Here is a 20,568-nt window from a genome sequence, read left to right on the forward strand (position 1 = left end):
CTCATTAGGTAAAATATTTTGTAAATTTGTAAACTTCAAAAAATCAATAAAAATCATAAAAAAATAAAAATGAGTCAATTTGATGTTACCGTAATCGGTTCTGGTCCTGGAGGTTATGTGGCTGCGATCCGTTGTGCGCAATTAGGTCTAAAAACTGCAATTATCGAGAAATATCCTACGATGGGAGGTACTTGCCTGAACGTAGGTTGTATTCCTTCCAAAGCGCTTTTGGATAGTTCGGAGCATTTCGAAAACGCAAAACACAATTTTGCTAATCATGGGATCCTCATCAATGAACCAACTGCAGATTTGGCAAGAATGATTGCCCGCAAAGACGAAGTCGTAGAACAAACAACCAAAGGAATCCAATTCCTGATGGATAAAAATAAAATTACCGTTTTCGAAGGAGTGGGAAGTTTCGAATCTTCAACTCAGGTTAAGGTAACCAAAAACGACGGTACTTCCGAGGTTCTTGATTCAAAATATATCATCATCGCGACAGGTTCTAAACCGAGCTCTTTGCCGTTTATCACTTTAGATAAAGAAAGAGTAATTACTTCTACTGAAGCTTTAAAACTTAAAGAAATTCCTAAACATTTAGTTGTAATCGGTGGTGGAGTAATCGGTCTGGAATTGGGCTCTGTTTACAAAAGATTAGGTTCTGAAGTAACTGTAGTTGAATTTATGGATAAAATTATCCCAACAATGGACGGCGCTTTATCAAAAGAACTCAACAAAGTTTTGAAAAAACAAGGAATGAAATTCATGCTTTCAACCGCAGTTCAGGCAGTGGAAAGAAATGGAGATTCTGTGAAAGTTACTGCGAAAGATAAAAAAGGAGAAGAAGTGGTGGTTGAAGGTGATTATGTGTTGGTTTCGGTAGGTAGAAAACCTTATACAGACGGACTTTCTATTGAAAAAGCAGGTGTAGATTTGGACGAAAGAGGAAGAGTAAAAACCAATGAACACTTGCAAACGAATGTTGCGAATATCTATGCAATCGGAGATGTAGTTGCCGGTGCAATGTTGGCTCACAAAGCTTCTGAAGAAGGCGTTTTAGTGGCAGAACAATTGGCTGGACAAAAACCTCACATCAATTATAATTTAATTCCAGGAGTAGTTTACACTTGGCCGGAAGTTGCTGCAGTGGGTAAAACAGAAGAGCAATTGAAAGCAGAAGGCGTTGCCATAAAAGTAGGAAATTTCCCAATGAGAGCTTTGGGAAGAAGCCGCGCTTCCGGCGATGTGGATGGTTTCATCAAAATCATCGCTGATGAAAAAACCGACGAAGTTTTAGGCGTTCACATGATCGGAGCCAGAGCTGCAGATATGATCGCCGCTGCGGTAACCGCAATGGAATTCCGCGCAAGTGCAGAAGATATTGCAAGAATGTCGCATGCACACCCAACTTTTGCGGAAGCGATTAAAGAGGCCGCCTTGGACGCAACGGGAAAAATTGCACTCCACATGTAATCATTAAAAATAGATCATAATTAAAGAGAAGTTTCGGCTTCTCTTTTTTGTTGCTTAATGACAACTTTATCACAAAGCTATAATTTTTAGGATCATCATTGATCAGAAAAAAAATCAAGTATTTATTTTGATTATTTAATAATTAAAATATAATTTCATTATCAAAATTTATAAAAAATAATGAATTTTTTGAATAATCAGATACGGAAATCGTTCCGAAATGTTTTTTTATCATTTCTGTACGTTGCGGAACCATTTCTGTAGGTCGCGGAACCATTTCTGACGGTTGCGGAAGCATTTCTGACGGTTGCGGAAACGTATCTGAACGTTGCGGAATCATTTCTGTAAATTGCGAACCCTATTTTACACCATGCGGACACGTTTCTGATGGATGTTCGCCTATTTTTACCAGGTCGCGTCTATACTCACTTTTTCGTATCTAAAGAACGGTTTTATCTTTTTGTTGAGATAAGTTCCCTTAGAAAATGCCGCCCGGAAATCATCAAAAACCTCCTCTACAACTTCAAGATAATTGTAAACCGCTCCAGAGCTATAAACGATCGTCAATATCTGAAGTTCGGGCTTATAATAATATTTTCTGATAACTGAAGAGGGCATGACAAAATTCTGCAATTTCTGTTCCTTTAGTTTTCTTACCTTTGCAGTCAATTATTTATCACGCTAACCTATGAATCCCGGCAAAACTCAATTATTAAAAATCGCAGAAAAAAATTATTCAGGTTTATTTCTGGAAGATGAAAACGGAGAAAGAGCATTTCTTCCTAAAATTTTCGCTAGCGAAGATGCTGAAATTGGCGATGAAATGGAAGTTTTCGTTTATCAAGATGATGATAAACTGAAAGCAACCACCGAAAAAGCCAACGCAGAAGTAGGAGAGTTTGCCGTGATGACTTGCGTGCAAAGTTTGCCAAGTGGCGCTTTTATGGATTGGGGAATCATCAAAGATTTGTTCATTCCTTACAAGCAACAAAAACAGAAAATTGTAGAAGGAAAAAGGTATTTGGTTCATGTTTATATCGATGAATTTTTAGGATTAATCACGGGTACCACAAGGTTTAAGAGAAATCCACAGTACGACGATTTGCCTTTCCGAAAAGGCGATAAAGTGAATTTGATTTTAATGGGAGAAGGCGAATTGGGCTGGAATGTCATCATCAATAAAAAATATATCGGACTGATTTACGCATCCGATGTTTACAAAAAATTATTCCCGCTTTCCGAAGAAATTGGTTACATAAAATCTGTGAGAGAAGATGGTAAAATTGATGTTTCCCTACAACCGGAAGGTTACGAAAACAACGATGAATTTCAGCAAATGATTCTCGATAAATTAAATGAAAACTACGGTTTGCTCTATCTTTCCGATAAATCTGAACCAGAAGAAATTAAGCAGGAACTGCAGATGAGCAAAAAGAATTTCAAGAAAGCCATCGGTGGATTGTATCGAGATAAAAAAATTGAAATTTTAGAGGATAAAATCCGTTTGGTTGATGAGAATGATTAATTTTTTATCCAAGAAAATGGACTCAACAGGAAAAATAAAAGCTGATTTTAATTTTTAATTTTATTAAAAGAAAATCATTCTTTTTTTACCAATAAAATCCAGTCGTCTTCCAAAAAGCGATAACCAATTTCATAGAGAAACCGATATTCAGCACCGTTTTTATAAATTTTAAAATTGGTAAAATATTCAAAATCAAAACCTTCAGAAGTGAGTTTGCTTCTGGTGATTTTAGCTTTTCCATCAACGAATTTTTGTTCACTGAGGATGCGGTGATTTTTGCGCAGCTTATTGTTGATGTTGCGCATCAAATTCGAAGAATCTCGGTTATGTTTATTGTTGTAGGCGTTTCTGCAGCCATCATTGCAGAATTTTTTATCGCTTCTTCCGATGATTTGATCACCACATTCTAGACAGTTTTGCATCGCTAAAAATTTGATAATCAAATATAAAGAATTATCCGTTTGCAATCGGATATTTTTTTAAATGTTTAATTTGTTGTAATAAAGATGAAAAAAAAATAAAAAAATGGAGCAGTTTATCAAAATTGTTTATATATTTGCGCCATCAAACGACAAAGAATGTTCAATCAATTACATCATCATCATTTTCATACTTGCACTCACGCGAGCTGATTTTGATATGTTGTAAAGTACCATATTTATTAATCCCGCCTGAGTAAATCAAGGTGGGATTTTTCTTTTTATCATTTCCAGAACTTCGATTTACTCATGCTTTTCTTTTAAATTAAAACAATGAGTAAGCTTAAAATCGCCATCCAAAAAAGTGGTCGTCTCAATGAAAAATCTGTTGCACTTCTGGAAGAATGTGGGCTGAAATTCCCAAATGGTGGCGGAAAACTGATCACCGAATCCAGTAATTTTCCTGTAGAAATTTTGTTTCTCCGTGATGATGATATTCCGCAATATGTAGAACAAAACGTCGCACACATCGGCATTATCGGCGAAAATGTATTTCTTGAAAGCCAGAAACAAATTAACATTGTCGAAAAACTCAATTTTTCAGGTTGTCGATTAAGTTTGGCGGTTCCGAAAGAAACCGATTATGAAGGAATTTCTTTTTTCAACGATAAAAAAGTTGCGACTTCTTATCCGAATATTTTGCAAAATTATTTCAATGAAAATCAAATTAAAGCAACCATCGAAGTGATTTCCGGAAGTGTGGAAATAGCACCCGGAATCGGTTTGGCAGACGGAATTTGCGATATTGTAAGCAGCGGTTCTACCTTGCTTTCTAACGGATTAAAAGAGGTTGAAATTGTTCTTAAAAGTCAGGCGGTTTTGGTTTCAAGTCAAAATTTAGATGAAGAAATTCAGTCAATTTTAAACAAGTTACTTTTCCGAATTCGTTCCGTTCAAAAGGCTAAAGAAAACAAATATATTTTGCTTAATACGCAGAATAATCAACTCGAAAAAATTATTCAAATATTACCAGGAATGAACAGTCCAACGATTCTTCCGTTGGCAAAAGAAGGGTGGAGCAGTTTGCATTCCGTCATCAGCGAAGAAAAATTTTGGGAAATCATCGATGAGTTGAAAGAAGCCGGAGCAGAAGGAATTTTAGTGGTACCAATTGAAAAAATGATTCTTTAATATGTTTAAGTTTAATACAATGAAAACCATTATCAATCCGCCTTATTCCGATTGGGAAAAATACGCAAAACGACCAGCTTTTCCGGCAGAAGATTTGGAAGAAAAAGTAGCTTCAGTTCTTGAAAAAGTTCGTTTGGAAGGTGATTCGGCGTTGAAAAACTTCACTTTAGCATTCGATAAAGTTAATGTTGAAAATATCAAAGTTTCATCTAGTGAAATTGAAATTGCATGTGCTGAAGTTTCAACTGAATTGAAAGATGCAATTGCCATAGCGGTCAATAATATTAAGGTTTTTCACGAATCTCAACAAATAAATGAAGCGATTGTGGAAACCATTTCCGGAGTTGAATGTTGGAGGAAAAGTGTGGCCATCGAAAAGGTGGGATTGTATATTCCGGGTGGTTCTGCACCTTTGTTTTCAACGATTTTAATGTTGGGAATTCCTGCGAAAATTGCAGGTTGTAAAAAAATAATTTTATGTACGCCTCCCGACGAAAACGGAAAAATTAATCCGGCGATTTTGTTTACAGCAACCTTTCTTGGAATTGAGGAAATTTATAAAGTTGGCGGTGCACAAGCGATTGGCGCGATGGCTTTCGGTACAGAAACGGTTCCTAAAGTTGACAAAATTTTTGGCCCTGGAAATCAATATGTCACTAAAGCAAAAGAACTCGTACAGAAAACCGGGATTGCGATTGATCTTCCGGCTGGACCAAGCGAAGTTTTGGTGATTGCAGATTCTTCTGCTGATGCAGATTTTGTCGCTGCAGATTTGCTTTCACAGACGGAACACGGAGCGGACAGTCAGGTGGTTTTGCTTTCAAATTCAGCTGAATTGATGGAGGAAGTGAAAGTTTCTTTAAATAATCAATTACAACTTTTACCAAGAGCTTCCGTTGCTGAAAAAGCCCTTGAAAACAGCTTTTTTGTATTGTTGAATACCATCAATGAATGCGTTGATTTTAGCAATTTATATGCTCCTGAACATTTGATTTTAGCGATTGATAACGCGGAACTATTTGCCGGAAAAATTAAAAATGCAGGTTCGGTTTTCCTTGGGAATTATTCCTGCGAAAGTGCTGGTGATTACGCGAGTGGAACCAATCACACTTTGCCGACAAACGGTTATGCAAAAAGCTATAGCGGTGTTTCGCTCGATAGTTTTGTGAAGAAAATTACCTTCCAAAAAATCACGAAAAAAGGAATTCAGAATATCGGAAAAACCATCGAAATTATGGCGGAAGCTGAACAACTTTTGGCTCATAAAAATGCAGTTTCCATTCGACTTAAAAAACTACAAGATGAAAAGTAAAATTGAAGAACTCGTAAGAAAAAACATCCGCAATTTGGCGCCATATTCCAGTGCGAGAGACGAATATTCAGGGAAAGAAGGCATTTTTTTGGATGCCAATGAAAATCCTTTTGGTATTTACAACCGCTATCCCGATCCGTATCAACCTGCATTGAAACAGAAACTTGCCGAACTGAAAAATACCAATCCAGAGAATATTTTCATCGGAAACGGAAGCGATGAAGTGATTGATTTAGCTTTTAGAATTTTCTGCGAACCGAGACTGGATAAGGCTTTGACGTTTGTACCAACTTACGGAATGTACGAAGTTTCTGCCAATATTAATGATGTTGAACTTATTAAACTTCCTTTAAACACCAATTTTCAAATTGAAAGAAAAGATTTGGAACCGTATTTTTTAGATGAATTTTTAAAACTAATTTTTATTTGTTCGCCCAACAATCCTACCGGAAACTTGTTGAAAATCGAAGATATCGAATTTATCCTCGAGAATTTCAACGGAATTGTGATTATCGACGAAGCGTATATTGATTTTTGTGAGCAACCTTCTTTCATCGAAAAAATTGCAAAATATCCCAATTTGATCATTATTCAAACTTTAAGTAAAGCTTGGGGGATGGCCGGAATTCGATTGGGAATCGGTGTGATGAATGAGGAAATTCTTTCATATTACAACCGTGTTAAAGCGCCTTACAACATCAGCGTTATCAACCAAAAAACGGCTTTGGAAATTCTGAATAATGAAGAAAAATTTCACCAAAAAGTAAAAGATATTTTGATTGAAAAACAGCAATTAATTGAAAAACTCTCGGCGCTGAAAATCATTAAAAAAATCTTTCCATCTAATGCCAATTTCTTGCTCGTGGAAGTTGAAAATGCCGATGAAATCTATGAAAAACTCATTCAGAAGAAAATTATCGTCAGAAATCGAAATTCCGTAATTAAAAATTGCATGAGAATTTCCGTAGGAACTCCCGAGGAAAATGAAGCGTTACTCAATGCCCTAAAAGAACAAAAAAATGACTAAAAAAGTTTTATTTATCGACCGCGACGGAACGATTATTCGCGAACCTGAAGATTTTCAAATTGATGCTTTTGAAAAGCTGGAATTCCTCCCAAATGTGATCAGTTCACTTTCAAAAATTGCCCAAGAACTCAGCTACGAACTCGTTATGGTAAGCAATCAGGACGGTTTGGGAACAGATTCTTTTCCGGAAGAAACTTTCTGGCCGGTGCAAAATTTCATCATCAATACTTTGAAAAATGAAGGTGTTGAATTTAGCGAAATTTTGATTGATTCTTCCTTTGAATATGAAAATAAACCGACCAGAAAACCCGGAGTCGGAATGCTTCAAAAGTACATTTATGGCAATTACGACTTGGAAAATTCATTCGTGATTGGCGATCGAAAAACAGACCTTCAACTTGCAGAAAATTTAGGGACAAAATCGATTTTCATTAATGAAAAAGGCGATTCCAAAGCAACATTTTCGACTATTGATTGGAATGAAATTTATGATTTTCTGAAATCCGTTCCGAGAATCGGGAAAGTAGAAAGAAAAACTCTGGAAACATCGATTAACATTGAATTAAACCTCGATGGAAAAGGAAATTCTGAAATTAAAACCGGTTTGCCATTTTTCGATCACATGTTGCAACAAATTGCAAAACACGGGAATTTAGATTTGAAAATTCAAGTCGATGGCGACCTTGAAATTGATGAACATCACACGATGGAAGATACAGCAATCGCTTTGGGTGACGCGTTTTTACAAGCGCTTGGTGAAAAAAAAGCCATTTCACGTTATGGTTTTCTCCTTCCGATGGACGATTGTTTGGCTCAAGTTGCGGTCGATTTTGGTGGAAGACCTTGGTTGGTTTGGGATGCTGAATTTAAAAGAGAAAAAATTGGAGATGTTCCAACCGAGATGTTTTTCCATTTTTTCAAATCGTTTTCCGATCAGGCGAGATGCAATCTCAATATCAAAGCAGAAGGTGAAAATGAGCACCACAAAATTGAATCGATTTTTAAAGCATTTGCAAAAGCAATAAAAATGGCAGTGACCAAAACCGAAAATTACAACATCCCAAGTACCAAAGGAATTTTATGATCGCGATATTGAAATACAACGCAGGAAACGCGCTTTCCGTCGAAAATGCAGTGCTAAGACTCGGTTTTCCAACGATGATTACCGATGATATTGAAGTGATTAAATCAGCAGAAAAAGTAATAATTCCCGGAGTTGGCGAAGCGGGTTCGGCTATGAATTATTTGAAAGAAAAAGGTTTGGATGAAGTCATAAAGTCCCTTACACAGCCGGTTTTAGGAATTTGTCTCGGAATGCAATTGCTTTGTGAATTTTCTGAAGAAGGAGCCACTGAAACTTTAGGAATTTTTAAAACAAATGTTTTGAAATTTCCTCCTCAAGAACTCGTTCCGCACACCGGTTGGAATGATTTTACAATTCTAAAAGGGAAACTTTTTGAAGGAATTAATACAGAAGAAAATTGCTATTTCGTTCATAGTTTTTACGCAGAAATTTGTGATGAAACCGTTGCTATAACGGATTATATTTTGCCTTTCAGCGCGGCTTTACAGAAAGACAATTTCTACGCGACCCAATTTCACCCGGAAAAATCAGCAGAAACCGGAATACGAATTTTAAAAAACTTTTTAAGCTTATGAGAATTATTCCCGCTATCGACATCATCGGTGGAAAATGTGTGAGATTGACGAAAGGCGATTATTCCACCCAAAAAATATATAATGAAAACCCTTTAGAAATGGCTCAAATCTTTGAGGATTCGGGGATTCAATTTCTGCATCTTGTCGATTTGGACGGAGCGAAATCTCAACAAATTGTCAATTATAAAACCTTAGAAATTTTGGCTTCTAAAACCAAATTAAACATCGATTTCGGAGGTGGAATTAAATCTGAAAACGATATCAAAACTGCTTTTGAATTTGGTGCAAAGCAAATTACCGTAGGAAGTATTGCCGCTCAAAATCCGGATTTAATGATGAAATGGATAACTGAATATGGTTCAGAGAAAATCATTTTGGGAGCCGATTGCAAAAACAGAATGATTGCCACCAATGGTTGGCTCGAAAACAGTGATTTGGACGTGATTTCTTTCATTAAAAATTACGAAAATAATGGGATAAAATACGGAATCGTAACCGATATCGATAAAGATGGAATGCTTTCGGGACCTGCGTTTGAACTTTATGAAGATATTTTAAAAACAACCGAAATCAACCTGATTGCAAGTGGTGGAATTACGACCATTGAAGATGTGAAAAAATTAGAAAAAATCGGTTGCGGTGGTGCGATTATCGGAAAAGCAATTTATGAAGGAACGATTGAATTAAAAGAATTGGCAAAATTATGTTAAAGAAAAGAATTATCCCTTGTTTAGACATCAAAAACGGGCGAACCGTGAAGGGAATCAATTTCAAAGAACTTGCTGATGCAGGTGATCCAGTGGAATTGGCGAAAAGATATGTGGATGAAGGAGCCGATGAACTGGTTTTTCTCGACATTACGGCAACGCTCGAAAATCGGAAAACTTTGACCAATCTCGTCACCAGAATCGCTTCGGAAATCAATATTCCGTTTACTGTTGGTGGCGGCATCAACACTTTGGAAGATGCAAAAATGATCATCGATTCCGGCGCGGATAAAATCAGCCTTAATTCTGCTGCAATCCTTCGTCCAGAACTAATTTCCGAGATTGCACTTACTTTCGGAAATCAATGTGTGGTTTTGGCAATTGACACGAAATTTGTCAATGAAGAATGGCTAGTTTTCCGAAGCGGCGGAACGATAATCACGGATTTTAAAGCCATCGATTGGGCTAGAAAAGGTGCTGAACTTGGAGCCGGAGAAATCCTATTAACTTCGATGAATAACGACGGAACAAAGAACGGTTTTGCTATAGAAATCTGTAAAGCAGTTTCTGAAGCGGTTTCTATTCCGGTGATTGCATCGGGTGGAGCAGGAATGATGGAACATTTTGCTGAAGTTTTTTCTCAAACCAATGTTACCGCAGCTTTGGCAGCAAGCGTTTTTCATTTTGGTCAAATTCCGATTCCTGAACTTAAAAATTATTTAAAAACAAAAAAAATCCCCGTAAGAATATGAAACCAAATTTTAATAAAACCAACGGATTGCTCCCGGTAATTGTTCAGGATGCGGTGACGATGCAAGTATTGATGTTGGGTTATATGAACGAAGAAGCATTTGAAAAAACACAAAAAGAGCAAAAAATTACCTTTTTCAGCCGAAGCAAAAATCGACTTTGGACAAAAGGCGAAACTTCCGGGAATTTCCTTTGGGTAAAAGAAATCTTCTTGGATTGTGATGAAGATACTTTGCTAATTTCTGTGAAAGCGGATGGACCAACTTGCCACAAAGGAACGATTTCATGCTTTGATAACCAGCAAAAAAAAGGATTTCTTTATCGTTTGGAGCAAACCATACATGAGAGAATTGATCAGAATATTGAAAATTCTTACACCAATCAACTTTATCAAAAAGGTATTAACAAAGTTGCGCAAAAAGTTGGCGAAGAAGCTGTGGAATTAGTTATAGAAGCCAAAGATGATAACGCAGAACTCTTTAAAAATGAAGCTGCGGATTTGTTATATCATTATTTAATTTTACTTAAAGCAAAAGGATTTTCTTTGGAAGAAATTGAAGATGTTTTGAGAAAAAGAGAAAAGTAAGATTCTGACAATGTTTAAAAAAAATTCTATCGGTAAGGATTTAGAAATCCGTGGATTAAATCATTTAAAATGACGATTTTTTTTATCCTCATAAATATCGAAGATTGGTTGCGGCACGAAGCATAGTTTCTTCTTTTTTAGCAAAACAAAAACGGATCATTCCGGTGTTGGTTTCCTCGTGATAAAATGCCGAAAGTGGTATAGTCGCAACTTTTGCATTTTCAGTTAGCCAAATTGCAAATTCTTTGTCTGAAACTTTAGAAATATTTTCATAACCCAAAACCTGAAAATATCCGGCTTCGGCTTTTTCTTTTAATGAAAATGGAAGATCTTTAAATTCATTGAGGAAAAAATCTCTTTTTTGTTGCATGTTTTTTCGGTTTTCGTTTGCATCAAAAATTTCAAGATATTTTGCTAAAGCATATTGTGAAGGCGCATTCACGCTGAAACTTAAATATTGATGAACACGGCGATAGGCGAGAGAAAGTTCTTCTGAAGCTAAAATGTAACCTACTTTCCAGCCGGTAATGTGGAACATTTTCCCGAAAGAAAAGATACAGAAACATCTTTCGCGAAGTTTTGGATGATGGAAAGCGCTGTGAAATTCGATATCATCATAGATGAGAATATCATAAACTTCATCGGAAATTATGATGATTTCTGTGGAATCTATAATCGACGCGAGTTGATCCCAATCGGATTTTTTCCACACTTTTCCGGACGGATTATGTGGCGAATTGACAATTATTGCTTTGGTTTTTTCGGAAATTGCATTTTTCAGTGCATCAAAATCAACTTCAAAATTATTTTTTAAACTCACAAAAACAGGCAAACCACCATTCATTTCAATCGCTGGAACATAGGAATCGTATGAAGGCTCTAGAACAATTACTTCATCACCAAAATTGACAATCGCAGCAATCGCTGTGTAAATCCCATAAGTCGCTCCAGGAGAAATGGTGATATTTTCTTTGGATACTGAAATTGGAATTTTCCTTGTTTGGTTGAAGGTTATGAGATTATCAACCAATGCTGGAAGTCCGCTCATCGGAGCGTATTGATTAAAGTTTTTTTCGGTTCCTTCGGCGAGTAGTTTTTTCAATCGCTCATCGATTTCGTAATCGGGGAAACCTTGCGAGAGATTTACCGCGTTGTTTTGTTGCGCGAGCGCCGTCATTTCGGAGAATATTGTAAGGTCTTTGCCTGAATGTTTTCTTTTAACCATTATCAAATTTAAAAATAAACTTTAAAATTTAATTACTATTTTTAAACTTCAAAAAAATAATTATGAAAAATCTTTTTCTACCGCTATTTTCTGTGGTGATGCTTAGTAGTTGTGCGTCTGTAAACTATTCGTACGACGGTAAAGTATTCAAACAATCTTTGGAAGCTATTTCGCAACAAGATTTAAAGAAAAACCTTTATGTGATTGCATCCGACGAAATGGAAGGTCGCGATACCGGAAGTCCGGGACAGAAAAAAGCCGGCGAATACATGATCAAACAATATCAGGAAATGGGCGTTTCGCATCCGGCCCAAATGAATTCTTATTACCAAAAAATTCCCGCAGCAAGCTTGAATACAGGTAGAGGAAAAGGTTTGCCAAATTCTGAAAACATTCTAGCTTTCATAAAAGGAAGTGAGAAACCCGAAGAAATCATAGTAATTTCTGCACATTATGACCACGTTGGAACCAGAAATGGAGTGGTGTACAACGGAGCTGATGACGATGGAAGTGGAACAGTTGCAGTAATGCAAATTGCAAAAGCCTTTCAACAAGCGAAAAAAGCTGGTCACGGGCCGAAAAGATCGATTCTTTTTCTGCATGTAACGGGAGAAGAACATGGCTTGTTGGGTTCAAAATATTATGCTGAAAATCCAATTTTCCCGATCGCAAATACAGTTGCTGATCTTAATATCGATATGATCGGAAGATGCGATGCTGACAATTGCGGAAAAGATTATGTATATGTGATTGGCTCGGAAATGTTGAGTTCCGATTTAAAGAAAATCAATGTGGAAGCCAATAATAAAGTGACCAAAATGGAACTCAATTATAAATACGACGATCCGAAAGATCCGCAAAGGCTTTATTATCGTTCTGATCATTATAATTTTGCTAAAAACGGCGTTCCTGTGGCTTTTTTCTTTGATGGAATTCATGAAGATTATCACAAACCAACGGATGATCCTGAAAAAATTGACTATTCTGCGCTTCAGAAACGTGCTCAACTTGTTTTCGCAACGGCGTGGGAATTGGCGAACAGAAAAGATAGAATCGTTGTTGATGGGAAAAATGGACAATAATTTTTAAGTATAAAACATCAATAATTTTCATCATTATTGAAGAGATACAAAAGTCTTTTAATAAAATTCCGTTGCTTTTGCGACGGAGTTTTTGTTTTTGTAAATTTGGTTTTCGGCTCCATAGTTCAACGGATAGAATAGAAGTTTCCTAAACTTTAGATCCAAGTTCGATTCTTGGTGGAGTCACTTTTGGGAAATAAGAGAATCCGCTGTTTAGCAACGGATTCAATAGATAAAAACATCTCATTTTTTAGTTAGACAACAACAAAAAAGAGAAGCCGACGATGCTTCTCTTAAATTTTTATATTAATTTAATGGTATTTCTATGGATGTTGAAATAGAAAAATGTCTTCACTCTCTCTTATTTTCAAAGTAAATTTAAAACATTTTTCAATACGATATGTAAACTAAATGTTAAAAATAACTTTTTACTCACATTTATTTGTGGATAAAGTTCTGGAAATGAATTCTAAATCATCTTTTAGATCACAATTTTTCTTTTAAATATTTCGCCGTATGCGATTTTTTATCCTTAATTAAATCCTCAGGAGTTCCTGCAAAAACCACTTCGCCGCCGTGTTTTCCAGCTTCCGGACCGATGTCGATGATGTAATCTGCAGATTTGATGATATCAGGTTGATGCTCGATCACAATTACCGAATGTCCCAATTCGATTAAAGCTTGAAGGGAAGTCAACAATTTATTGATATCGTGAAAATGCAATCCGGTAGAAGGTTCATCAAAAATGAAAAGTGTTTTATCGTTGGAAACGCCTTTCACAAGGAAAGAAGCCAATTTCACTCTTTGCGCTTCACCTCCGGAAAGTGTTGAAGAACTTTGCCCGAGCTGAAGATAACCCAAACCAACTTCCTGAAGTGGTTTCAGTTTGGTTACGATTTTTTGTTCTTCATTTTCCTTGAAAAATTCCAATGCTTCATCGACGGTCATGTGGAGAATATCGGAAATATTTTTTTCATCAAATTTAATATCGAGAATTTCGTTTTTGAAACGACTTCCGTGGCAAGTTTCACATTCCAATTCGATATCGGCCATAAACTGCATCGAAACATTGATTACACCTTCACCTTTGCATTCATCGCATCTTCCGCCATCGACGTTGAACGAAAAATGTTTAGGTTTCAAGCCTTGCAATTTGGCGAGTTTCTGTCTCGAAAACAAATCGCGAATGTCGTCGTAGGCTTTCAAATAAGTTACAGGATTCGATCGCGAAGATTTTCCGATTGGATTTTGGTCAATCAGTTCGATATTTTTGATGAGTTTTTTAGGAAATTCCACCGAATCATAATCGGCTTTTTTTCCGCCCATTCCCAATTGAATTTGAATATCGTTCGTGAGAATTTCTTTCATTAAAGTTGATTTTCCACTTCCGGAAACTCCGGAAATTACGACCAAACTTTCCAAAGGAATATCGACATTGATGTTTTTTAAATTGTTTTGTCTCGCACCTTTTATTTGAATAAATTCTTTAGATTTTCTGCGCTTTTCAGGAACTTTTATCTCTAATTTTCCTGTTAAATATTGCGCAGTCAGCGAATCTGAGTTTTTCAATTCTTTAAAATCTCCTGCAAAAACAAGTTCACCTCCGAGATAGCCGGCTTCCGGACCGATATCGATGATGTAATCGGCAGCTTTCATCACATCTTCGTCATGTTCCACCACGATTACGGTATTTCCCAAATCGCGAAGGTTTTTTAAGACTTCAATTAAATTTTCGGTATCGCGTGAATGCAAACCGATCGAAGGTTCGTCCAAAATATAAATGGAACCAACCAACGAACTTCCCAAAGATGTCGCGAGGTTAATTCGCTGACTTTCTCCACCGGAAAGCGTATTGGAAGTACGATTGAGTGTGAGATAACCTAAACCAACTTTATCTAAAAACTCGAGTCGGGTAGTGATTTCATACAACAATCTTTTGGCGATTTCTGCGTCGTGTTTATTGAGTTTTAGAGAATTTATTAATGGCAATAATTCATCCAGAGGTAGCTCAATCATATCCTGAATATTGTGGCCATCAATTTTCACGTATTGTGTTTCCTGGCGCAATCTCAAGCCTTCACAAGTCGGACAAACGGTTTTTCCACGAAATCGAGAAAGCATCACTCGATATTGAATTTTGTAAAGATTTTCCTCCACCATTTTAAAAAAATTGGTAATCGAAGGGAAACCTTTGCTGTTGTCGCCTTTCCAAAGGAAGTTTTTTTGTTCCTTGCTAAGTTGGTGATAAGGTTTATGAATCGGAAATTCTGTTCCCGCTTTTTTGATGAATTCCTTTTTCCATTCGCTCATTGTATCACCTTTCCAGCTTGCTACAGCATCTTCATAAACCGAAAGATTTTTGTTTGGAATCACCAAATCTTCATCAATTCCGATTACTTTTCCATAACCTTCGCATTCCGGACAAGCGCCATAAGGATTATTAAAACTGAAAAAATGAACATTTGGCTCCATGAAATCCATTCCATCCAGCTCAAATTTATTCGAAAATTCGGTGATTTTTCCTGTTTCGATATTTTTCAATGAGCAATATCCTTGACCTTCATAAAACGCCATTTGAATAGAATCGGCGAGTCTTTGCAAGAAATTTTCGTCGTCTTCATAACGGAAACGATCGATCACGAGCTGAATTTCCATATCTTTTTCAGGAACAAACCCGAAACTCTCAAGGTCTTCAATTCCTGCAACATTTCCGTTGACTTCAATTCTTGTAAAACCTGATAATTTCAGGGTTTTCATTTGTTCATTGAATTTGGAAATGTCGAAATTTAAAGGATTTCTTAGAAGGAAGGTTTGGTTTTCATTTTTTTTAATGAAATCAATTACATCAGAAACCGAATCCTTTTTCACTTCTTGCCCGGAAATTGGTGAAAAAGTACGTCCAATTCTTGCAAAAAGCAATTTTAAATAATCATAAATTTCAGTTGAAGTTCCAACGGTAGAACGCGGATTCGAAGAAATAACTTTCTGCTGAATCGCAATCGAAGGCGCCAAACCTTTGATGTCGTCCACTTTTGGTTTTTCTAATTTTCCGAGAAATTGTCGAGCATAAGAACTTAAACTTTCCACATATCTACGCTGTCCTTCGGCATAAATAGTGTCGAAAGCAAGCGAAGATTTTCCGCTTCCGGAAACGCCCGTAATCACGATCAATTTATTCTTCGGCAGTAGAACATCAATGTGTTTCAGGTTGTTGAGGTGAGCGTTTTTTACGAAAATTTGTTTCTTTATATCGATTTCAGGATTTGTAGTCATGGGTAAAATTGAGACCTACAAAATTAACCTTTTTTTGAACAAAAATTTTTAAATTATTTTTGATTGTTAAAGTGGTTAGAATTTTTTTTCTATTTTTGAACCAACAAATAAGTAATACGATCATGAGAAAATTATTAAATGATTTGATTACACATTTGATGAGAAAACGATGAAAATTTTGATTTTCAGTTATTTGTAAAATACAGTTCTTTGAGCTGTATTTTTTTATGTTTAAACGATTCGTTTATTAAAGAAAAGCCTTTTGTGCCTGGAAATTAGTATTTATATTTGTGACTATTTTTTTAGAAAAAATAAAATTACTTTTGATAATTTCAATTGGAAATAAATTATCAAAAATTTAATAAAAAGAATATAAATCTAATATAAATGAAAAGAATCATCTGTTCTGTCCTTTTTTTAGGAATAATAGGAACTGTTTTCGCCCAAGAAAAGGAAAGTGAAATCAACGAAGTGATGGTACAAGGTAAATTTCTAAATCTTCCACTGAGAAAAGTGAATGAAAACATCACTGTAATTTCAAAAAAAGAATTAGAAAATTCTCCGGCGAAAAGCATCGAAGAAGTTTTGGCACAATTCACAGGAATGGATATCCGAAGAAGAGGTGGAAATGCTGTTCAAGCCGATATTTCGTTGCGTGGAAGTAGTTTCGAGCAGGTTTTAATTTTAGTAAACGGAATTAGAATTAATGATTCGCAAACCGGTCATAATTCGATGAATATTCCTTTTGATTTGGCTTCAGTTGAAAAAATAGAAATCGTAAAAGGTCCTGCTGCACGACGATTCGGGCAAAATGCTTATGCGGGAGTTATCAATATCGTTACCAAACCATCTTCCGATGAAAACATTGTTTTCACGGCGAGTGGCGGAGATTTCAAAACGTATTCTTTGGGAGTTGGAGCCAATTTTGGAAATGAGCGTTCGTCGAATTTTATTCAGGTAAATTCCAATAATTCAGATGGTTATCGCTATAATACCGATTATAAAATCAACAATATTTTTTACCAAAATCGATATAAAATCGAGAATGGGAATGTGAATTTTCAAGCGGGAATTCAAGAGAAGAAATTTGGTGCGAACGGTTTTTATGCGACTCCTTCCGCGAAAGATCAATACGAAGAAACTCAAGCTTCAATTGTGAGTTTAGGAATTGATAAAAATTATGAAAAATGGGGGTTGAATTCTTCGATTTATTGGCGAAGAGGACAAGATATGTACGAATATATTCGCGATAAACCTGAAATTTACCGAAATATGCATATCGGGAATAATGTGGGTGCCGAAGTGAACGGAAGCTACCGATCCGATTTGGGAATAACCGGTTTGGGAGTGGAATTTCGCAAAGAATTCCTTGCCAGTAATAATTTAGGACATCGTGAAAGATTTGTGTCACAAGTATTTTTTGAACATCATTTTTCTTTTTTTCAAAATGCATTGAATGTTTCTCCCGGAATTTCGTGGGCCAATTATGATAAAGAAGGCAATTTCTTTTATCCAGGTTTGGACGTGGGATTTGATTTTAATGAAAATCATAAAATCTACGGAAACATCGCAAAAGTGAACAGAATTCCGACGTTTACCGATTTGTATTATGTGAGTAAAACCGAAGCTGGAAATCCAGATTTGAAACCAGAAAATGCAGTTTCAGCAGAAGTTGGTTACCGATTTCAAAAGCAAAATTTTCTTGGTAAAATCAGTGGTTTTTTAAGAAATTCGGATAATTCAATCGATTGGTCGAAACAAAATGCAACTGATATTTGGCGAGCTGAAAACATCGGAAAAATTAATACAAAAGGAGTAGAAGTAGAGTTTGGACAACATTTTAATTCATTCCTGAAATCGTATTCTGTGGGCTATACTTTTTTAGAAAGTAACTATCAGCAACCGGAAGTATTGATGTCGCGATATGTAATGGAAAACCTGAAACATCAATTCGTAGCTAAACTCGAAGTTTTTTTCTTGAAGAAATTGACGAATCAATTGATTTATCGTTACAATGAAAGAGTTTCTACAGGAAGTTATCAAATTCTCGACGAAAAATTGAGTTACAATACCAAGAATTACAATGTTTATGTAATGATCAATAATATTTTAAATGCTGATTATACCGAGACATTCGGTGTTCCGATGCCTGGTCGTTGGTTTCATGTCGGAGTGAGCTTCAAAACTGGTTTTTAATAAGTTTTGTTTAATTTTGCACTTTTAATCAGATGAAAAAAATATTTTTATTGTTGCTCTTTTTAGGAATTCATTCTTCGATTTTCGGTCAGGAGCATTTGTCCAGTTTCAGTTCGTTGACGATTACTTATAAAATTCATCCAAAGTTTTTCATTTATGGTGAAGGGCAATTGCGCGGAATTGAAGATTATTCTTACCCGGATTATTACGAAATAAAAGGTGGATTGGGATATAATTTAACGCCAAATCATAAACCATTTATCGGAATCGGACGCTATGGAAATTACAAAAATCATGCAATGGATAAGGAAGAATTCCGAGTTTGGTTGCAAGATGTGATCGATTTAAAAGTTAATAAATTCAAATTTGAAAATCGTTTAAGAGCCGAAAAAAGTTGGTTTTATGAACCAAACAAAGATCAACATTCCGATCGAATCCGTTTTCGTTACAGAATGAACTTTTCCGTTCCGCTCAATGCCGAATCGGTAAAGCCGGGGACTTTATTTGCAAATGCTTACGACGAAGTGTTTTTCGTAGCAACCGAGAAGCCGCTGTTTGCCAGAAACCGTGTTTTTGGAGGTTTGGGTTATCAAATTGATGAAAATTTTGGTATTGCATCTGGCTATCTTTGGCAAAGAGAATTTGCGAAGTCGGGCAATCGGAATTTGCATTTTCTGTATCTTGCTCTGAATATCACTATTGATGATTCCGACGATAAATCTTATCATTTTCCGGGTGCCGATTAATGTTGATAACTTTTGCTGAATTTGGTTTTTTTAATGAAAAAGTTTGCTACTTTTTTTGCTCCAAATTCTTATATTTGTCAAAATAATAAAAAATTGATGTAACTGTAAAGGATTAAAAGAAGATTTTGCCTAATTGCAGTTCCATTTTACCGATAAAATAACATAACAAATGAAATTTATTGTTGCAAGCGGAGAGTTACAGAAAGCATTAAACACGGTGAGTGGAGTGATTTCAAGTTCTCAGTCAAGACCAATTTTAGAAAATTACCTGTTCGAAGTTGATGGAAATAATTTGAAAATTACCGCTTCCGATGGCGAAACCACTTTGGTGACGACTCTGGAAGTGAAATCTGACGAGACCGGAAAATTTGCCGTTCCTGCAAAGATTTTTCAAGATTTTGTAAAAACTTATGGCGAACAGCCTTTGACATTATCTGTTAAAGATTCTGAAGACGGAAACGGAAGTTTACTCGAAATTTTAGACGAAAAAGACAACTTCGCAGTGGCATTGGATAATGCAGAAGATTACCCAGAATTACCAGAATTTGATGCATCACAAAGTGTGAGAATTTCAGCTGGTGTATTAAGCGAAGCGCTTACCAACACGCTTTTTGCAACAAGTAATGATTCGCTAAGACCTGTGATGACCGGAGTTTTGTTTCAATTTAAAGAAGACGAAACCAATTTCGTTTCAACAGATTCTCACCGATTGGTCGTTTATAAAAGAACTGATTTGATCAACGCTGAACCGATTGAATTCATCATGCCGAAAAAACCTTTGGCGATTTTTAAAAATATTCTAGCGAATTCTAATGAAGAAGTGATCATTGAATTTAATGAGAATATGGCCAAATTCACTTTTGGAAACAATATCTGGATTTGTAGATTGATCGATGGGAAATATCCGAATTATTCTGCGGTAATTCCAAAAGAAAACCCGAATGTTTTGACGATCAACAGAAATTTGCTTTTGAGTTCTATCAGAAGAGCTTCCATCATGTCCAATAAATCTACGAACCAAGTGAGATTTAAGTTGTCAGGAAACATTCTTCACCTTCATGCAGAAGATACAGAATATGCAAATAAAGCAGATATGCAAATTCCTTGCGATTATAACGGGGAAGATATCAACATTGGATTCAGTTCCAAATTCCTTACGGAAATGCTTTCTGTATTGAGTTCTGATGATATCACGATGAAAATGTCGCAACCGAACAGACCGGGAATTATAGAACCTGTCGATGGTTTAGAAGCAGAAGAAAACATTTTGATGCTTTCGATGCCGGTAATCGGAATGTAATTTAAGTTAAAAAAATAATAAATTGAGATTTGAAATTTTTCAGATCTCAATTTTTTTTTAAACTCCAAAATCACGATATTTGCAAACTTATCGGTGT

At 35.9% G+C, this 20,568-nt stretch carries 20 protein-coding genes and 1 tRNA gene; 16 read left to right on the forward strand and 5 right to left on the reverse strand.

What is annotated here, in order from left to right; genetic code table 11:
- The first annotated feature begins 69 nt into the window (after positions 1-69).
- A complete protein-coding gene (gene lpdA, locus NOV28_RS02225; protein ID WP_255927122.1) occupies positions 70-1,473 on the forward strand; it encodes a dihydrolipoyl dehydrogenase in 1,404 nt (467 codons plus the stop codon).
- 142 nt (positions 1,474-1,615) lie between these two features.
- Here lpdA and NOV28_RS02230 read toward each other — a convergent pair whose 3' ends face one another.
- Together NOV28_RS02230 and NOV28_RS02235 are read right to left on the reverse strand one after the other, a co-directional pair.
- The gene (locus NOV28_RS02230) at positions 1,616-1,813 is read right to left on the reverse strand and encodes a hypothetical protein (protein ID WP_255927124.1); all 198 of its coding nucleotides are present in this window, start codon (positions 1,811-1,813) and stop codon (positions 1,616-1,618) included.
- Between the two features lie 65 nt (positions 1,814-1,878).
- Positions 1,879-2,091, reverse strand: coding sequence for a KTSC domain-containing protein (locus NOV28_RS02235; RefSeq protein ID WP_255927126.1), 213 nt, complete (start codon positions 2,089-2,091; stop codon positions 1,879-1,881).
- A gap of 70 nt (positions 2,092-2,161) precedes the next feature.
- Here NOV28_RS02235 and NOV28_RS02240 point away from each other — a divergent pair, with 70 nt between their 5' ends.
- Complete coding sequence (locus tag NOV28_RS02240) at positions 2,162-2,998, forward strand: CvfB family protein (RefSeq protein WP_255927128.1); 837 nt, start codon at positions 2,162-2,164, stop codon at positions 2,996-2,998.
- A 74-nt stretch (positions 2,999-3,072) separates the two neighbouring features.
- On the opposite strand, the gene NOV28_RS02245 is transcribed toward NOV28_RS02240, so the two are convergent.
- Complete coding sequence (locus tag NOV28_RS02245; RefSeq protein WP_255927130.1) at positions 3,073-3,420, reverse strand: hypothetical protein; 348 nt, start codon at positions 3,418-3,420, stop codon at positions 3,073-3,075.
- 103 nt (positions 3,421-3,523) lie between these two features.
- On the opposite strand from NOV28_RS02245, the gene NOV28_RS02250 reads away from it, so the two are divergent.
- The 9 genes from NOV28_RS02250 (at position 3,524) to hisIE (ending at position 10,649) form a co-directional block, all read left to right on the forward strand.
- Positions 3,524-3,646, forward strand: a complete 123-nt coding sequence (locus NOV28_RS02250; protein ID WP_255927132.1) for a hypothetical protein — start codon at positions 3,524-3,526, stop codon at positions 3,644-3,646.
- A gap of 104 nt (positions 3,647-3,750) precedes the next feature.
- Complete coding sequence (gene hisG / locus NOV28_RS02255) at positions 3,751-4,608, forward strand: ATP phosphoribosyltransferase (protein WP_255927134.1); 858 nt, start codon at positions 3,751-3,753, stop codon at positions 4,606-4,608.
- Between the two features lie 19 nt (positions 4,609-4,627).
- The gene (hisD, locus tag NOV28_RS02260) at positions 4,628-5,920 is read left to right on the forward strand and encodes a histidinol dehydrogenase (RefSeq protein ID WP_255927137.1); all 1,293 of its coding nucleotides are present in this window, start codon (positions 4,628-4,630) and stop codon (positions 5,918-5,920) included.
- A complete protein-coding gene (gene hisC / locus NOV28_RS02265; RefSeq protein WP_255927139.1) occupies positions 5,910-6,947 on the forward strand; it encodes a histidinol-phosphate transaminase in 1,038 nt (345 codons plus the stop codon). The genes hisD and hisC overlap by 11 nt, the downstream gene beginning before the upstream one ends.
- A complete protein-coding gene (gene hisB, locus NOV28_RS02270; RefSeq protein ID WP_255927141.1) occupies positions 6,940-8,031 on the forward strand; it encodes a bifunctional histidinol-phosphatase/imidazoleglycerol-phosphate dehydratase HisB in 1,092 nt (363 codons plus the stop codon). The genes hisC and hisB overlap by 8 nt, the downstream gene beginning before the upstream one ends.
- A complete protein-coding gene (hisH, locus tag NOV28_RS02275; RefSeq protein WP_255927143.1) occupies positions 8,028-8,606 on the forward strand; it encodes an imidazole glycerol phosphate synthase subunit HisH in 579 nt (192 codons plus the stop codon). The genes hisB and hisH overlap by 4 nt, the downstream gene beginning before the upstream one ends.
- On the forward strand, positions 8,603-9,316 hold the full coding sequence (gene hisA / locus NOV28_RS02280; RefSeq protein WP_255927145.1) for a 1-(5-phosphoribosyl)-5-[(5-phosphoribosylamino)methylideneamino]imidazole-4-carboxamide isomerase: 714 nt from the start codon (positions 8,603-8,605) through the stop codon (positions 9,314-9,316). The genes hisH and hisA overlap by 4 nt, the downstream gene beginning before the upstream one ends.
- Positions 9,310-10,065, forward strand: a complete 756-nt coding sequence (gene hisF, locus NOV28_RS02285) for an imidazole glycerol phosphate synthase subunit HisF (RefSeq protein WP_255927147.1) — start codon at positions 9,310-9,312, stop codon at positions 10,063-10,065. Before hisA ends, hisF begins: the two co-directional genes overlap by 7 nt.
- The gene (gene hisIE / locus NOV28_RS02290; protein ID WP_255927149.1) at positions 10,062-10,649 is read left to right on the forward strand and encodes a bifunctional phosphoribosyl-AMP cyclohydrolase/phosphoribosyl-ATP diphosphatase HisIE; all 588 of its coding nucleotides are present in this window, start codon (positions 10,062-10,064) and stop codon (positions 10,647-10,649) included. The genes hisF and hisIE overlap by 4 nt, the downstream gene beginning before the upstream one ends.
- 88 nt (positions 10,650-10,737) lie before the next feature.
- Here hisIE and NOV28_RS02295 read toward each other — a convergent pair whose 3' ends face one another.
- A complete protein-coding gene (locus NOV28_RS02295; RefSeq protein WP_255927151.1) occupies positions 10,738-11,874 on the reverse strand; it encodes a methionine aminotransferase in 1,137 nt (378 codons plus the stop codon).
- 62 nt (positions 11,875-11,936) lie between these two features.
- Between NOV28_RS02295 and NOV28_RS02300 the strand changes: the two genes are divergently transcribed.
- Both NOV28_RS02300 and NOV28_RS02305 read left to right on the forward strand, forming a co-directional pair.
- Entirely contained in the window at positions 11,937-12,956 is a 1,020-nt protein-coding gene (locus tag NOV28_RS02300; RefSeq protein WP_255927153.1) for a M28 family metallopeptidase, read from the forward strand.
- A 114-nt stretch (positions 12,957-13,070) separates the two neighbouring features.
- Positions 13,071-13,142, forward strand: a tRNA-Arg gene (locus NOV28_RS02305).
- A gap of 300 nt (positions 13,143-13,442) precedes the next feature.
- Here the strand turns inward: NOV28_RS02305 and uvrA are convergent.
- Positions 13,443-16,229, reverse strand: coding sequence for an excinuclease ABC subunit UvrA (gene uvrA / locus NOV28_RS02310; RefSeq protein WP_255927155.1), 2,787 nt, complete (start codon positions 16,227-16,229; stop codon positions 13,443-13,445).
- A gap of 387 nt (positions 16,230-16,616) precedes the next feature.
- Between uvrA and NOV28_RS02315 the strand changes: the two genes are divergently transcribed.
- The 3 genes from NOV28_RS02315 (at position 16,617) to dnaN (ending at position 20,471) form a co-directional block, all read left to right on the forward strand.
- Positions 16,617-18,425, forward strand: coding sequence for a TonB-dependent receptor plug domain-containing protein (locus tag NOV28_RS02315; RefSeq protein ID WP_255927157.1), 1,809 nt, complete (start codon positions 16,617-16,619; stop codon positions 18,423-18,425).
- Positions 18,426-18,457: 32 nt separating this feature from the next.
- Entirely contained in the window at positions 18,458-19,171 is a 714-nt protein-coding gene (locus NOV28_RS02320) for a DUF2490 domain-containing protein (RefSeq protein WP_255927159.1), read from the forward strand.
- A 169-nt stretch (positions 19,172-19,340) separates the two neighbouring features.
- Complete coding sequence (dnaN, locus tag NOV28_RS02325; RefSeq protein WP_255927161.1) at positions 19,341-20,471, forward strand: DNA polymerase III subunit beta; 1,131 nt, start codon at positions 19,341-19,343, stop codon at positions 20,469-20,471.
- The last annotated feature ends 97 nt before the right edge of the window (positions 20,472-20,568 follow it).

The organism is Kaistella montana (assembly GCF_024436175.1).
Classification (GTDB): domain Bacteria; phylum Bacteroidota; class Bacteroidia; order Flavobacteriales; family Weeksellaceae; genus Kaistella; species Kaistella montana.

Excerpts from the sequence above, each read along its gene's own strand:
- NOV28_RS02320 (WP_255927159.1), top strand. The coding sequence starts at position 18,458 with ATGAAAAAAATATTTTTATTGTTGCTCTTTTTAGGAATTCATTCTTCG.
- NOV28_RS02300 (WP_255927153.1), top strand. The coding sequence starts at position 11,937 with ATGAAAAATCTTTTTCTACCGCTATTTTCTGTGGTGATGCTTAGTAGT.
- hisG (WP_255927134.1), top strand. The coding sequence starts at position 3,751 with ATGAGTAAGCTTAAAATCGCCATCCAAAAAAGTGGTCGTCTCAATGAA.
- NOV28_RS02230 (WP_255927124.1), bottom strand. The coding sequence starts at position 1,813 with ATGATTCCGCAACGTTCAGATACGTTTCCGCAACCGTCAGAAATGCTT.
- dnaN (WP_255927161.1), top strand. The coding sequence starts at position 19,341 with ATGAAATTTATTGTTGCAAGCGGAGAGTTACAGAAAGCATTAAACACG.
- hisD (WP_255927137.1), top strand. The coding sequence starts at position 4,628 with ATGAAAACCATTATCAATCCGCCTTATTCCGATTGGGAAAAATACGCA.
- hisH (WP_255927143.1), top strand. The coding sequence starts at position 8,028 with ATGATCGCGATATTGAAATACAACGCAGGAAACGCGCTTTCCGTCGAA.
- hisIE (WP_255927149.1), top strand. The coding sequence starts at position 10,062 with ATGAAACCAAATTTTAATAAAACCAACGGATTGCTCCCGGTAATTGTT.
- NOV28_RS02315 (WP_255927157.1), top strand. The coding sequence starts at position 16,617 with ATGAAAAGAATCATCTGTTCTGTCCTTTTTTTAGGAATAATAGGAACT.
- uvrA (WP_255927155.1), bottom strand. The coding sequence starts at position 16,229 with ATGACTACAAATCCTGAAATCGATATAAAGAAACAAATTTTCGTAAAA.
- hisC (WP_255927139.1), top strand. The coding sequence starts at position 5,910 with ATGAAAAGTAAAATTGAAGAACTCGTAAGAAAAAACATCCGCAATTTG.
- hisF (WP_255927147.1), top strand. The coding sequence starts at position 9,310 with ATGTTAAAGAAAAGAATTATCCCTTGTTTAGACATCAAAAACGGGCGA.
- NOV28_RS02240 (WP_255927128.1), top strand. The coding sequence starts at position 2,162 with ATGAATCCCGGCAAAACTCAATTATTAAAAATCGCAGAAAAAAATTAT.
- NOV28_RS02250 (WP_255927132.1), top strand. The coding sequence starts at position 3,524 with ATGGAGCAGTTTATCAAAATTGTTTATATATTTGCGCCATCAAACGAC.
- hisB (WP_255927141.1), top strand. The coding sequence starts at position 6,940 with ATGACTAAAAAAGTTTTATTTATCGACCGCGACGGAACGATTATTCGC.
- hisA (WP_255927145.1), top strand. The coding sequence starts at position 8,603 with ATGAGAATTATTCCCGCTATCGACATCATCGGTGGAAAATGTGTGAGA.
- NOV28_RS02245 (WP_255927130.1), bottom strand. The coding sequence starts at position 3,420 with ATGCAAAACTGTCTAGAATGTGGTGATCAAATCATCGGAAGAAGCGAT.
- lpdA (WP_255927122.1), top strand. The coding sequence starts at position 70 with ATGAGTCAATTTGATGTTACCGTAATCGGTTCTGGTCCTGGAGGTTAT.
- NOV28_RS02295 (WP_255927151.1), bottom strand. The coding sequence starts at position 11,874 with ATGGTTAAAAGAAAACATTCAGGCAAAGACCTTACAATATTCTCCGAA.
- NOV28_RS02235 (WP_255927126.1), bottom strand. The coding sequence starts at position 2,091 with ATGCCCTCTTCAGTTATCAGAAAATATTATTATAAGCCCGAACTTCAG.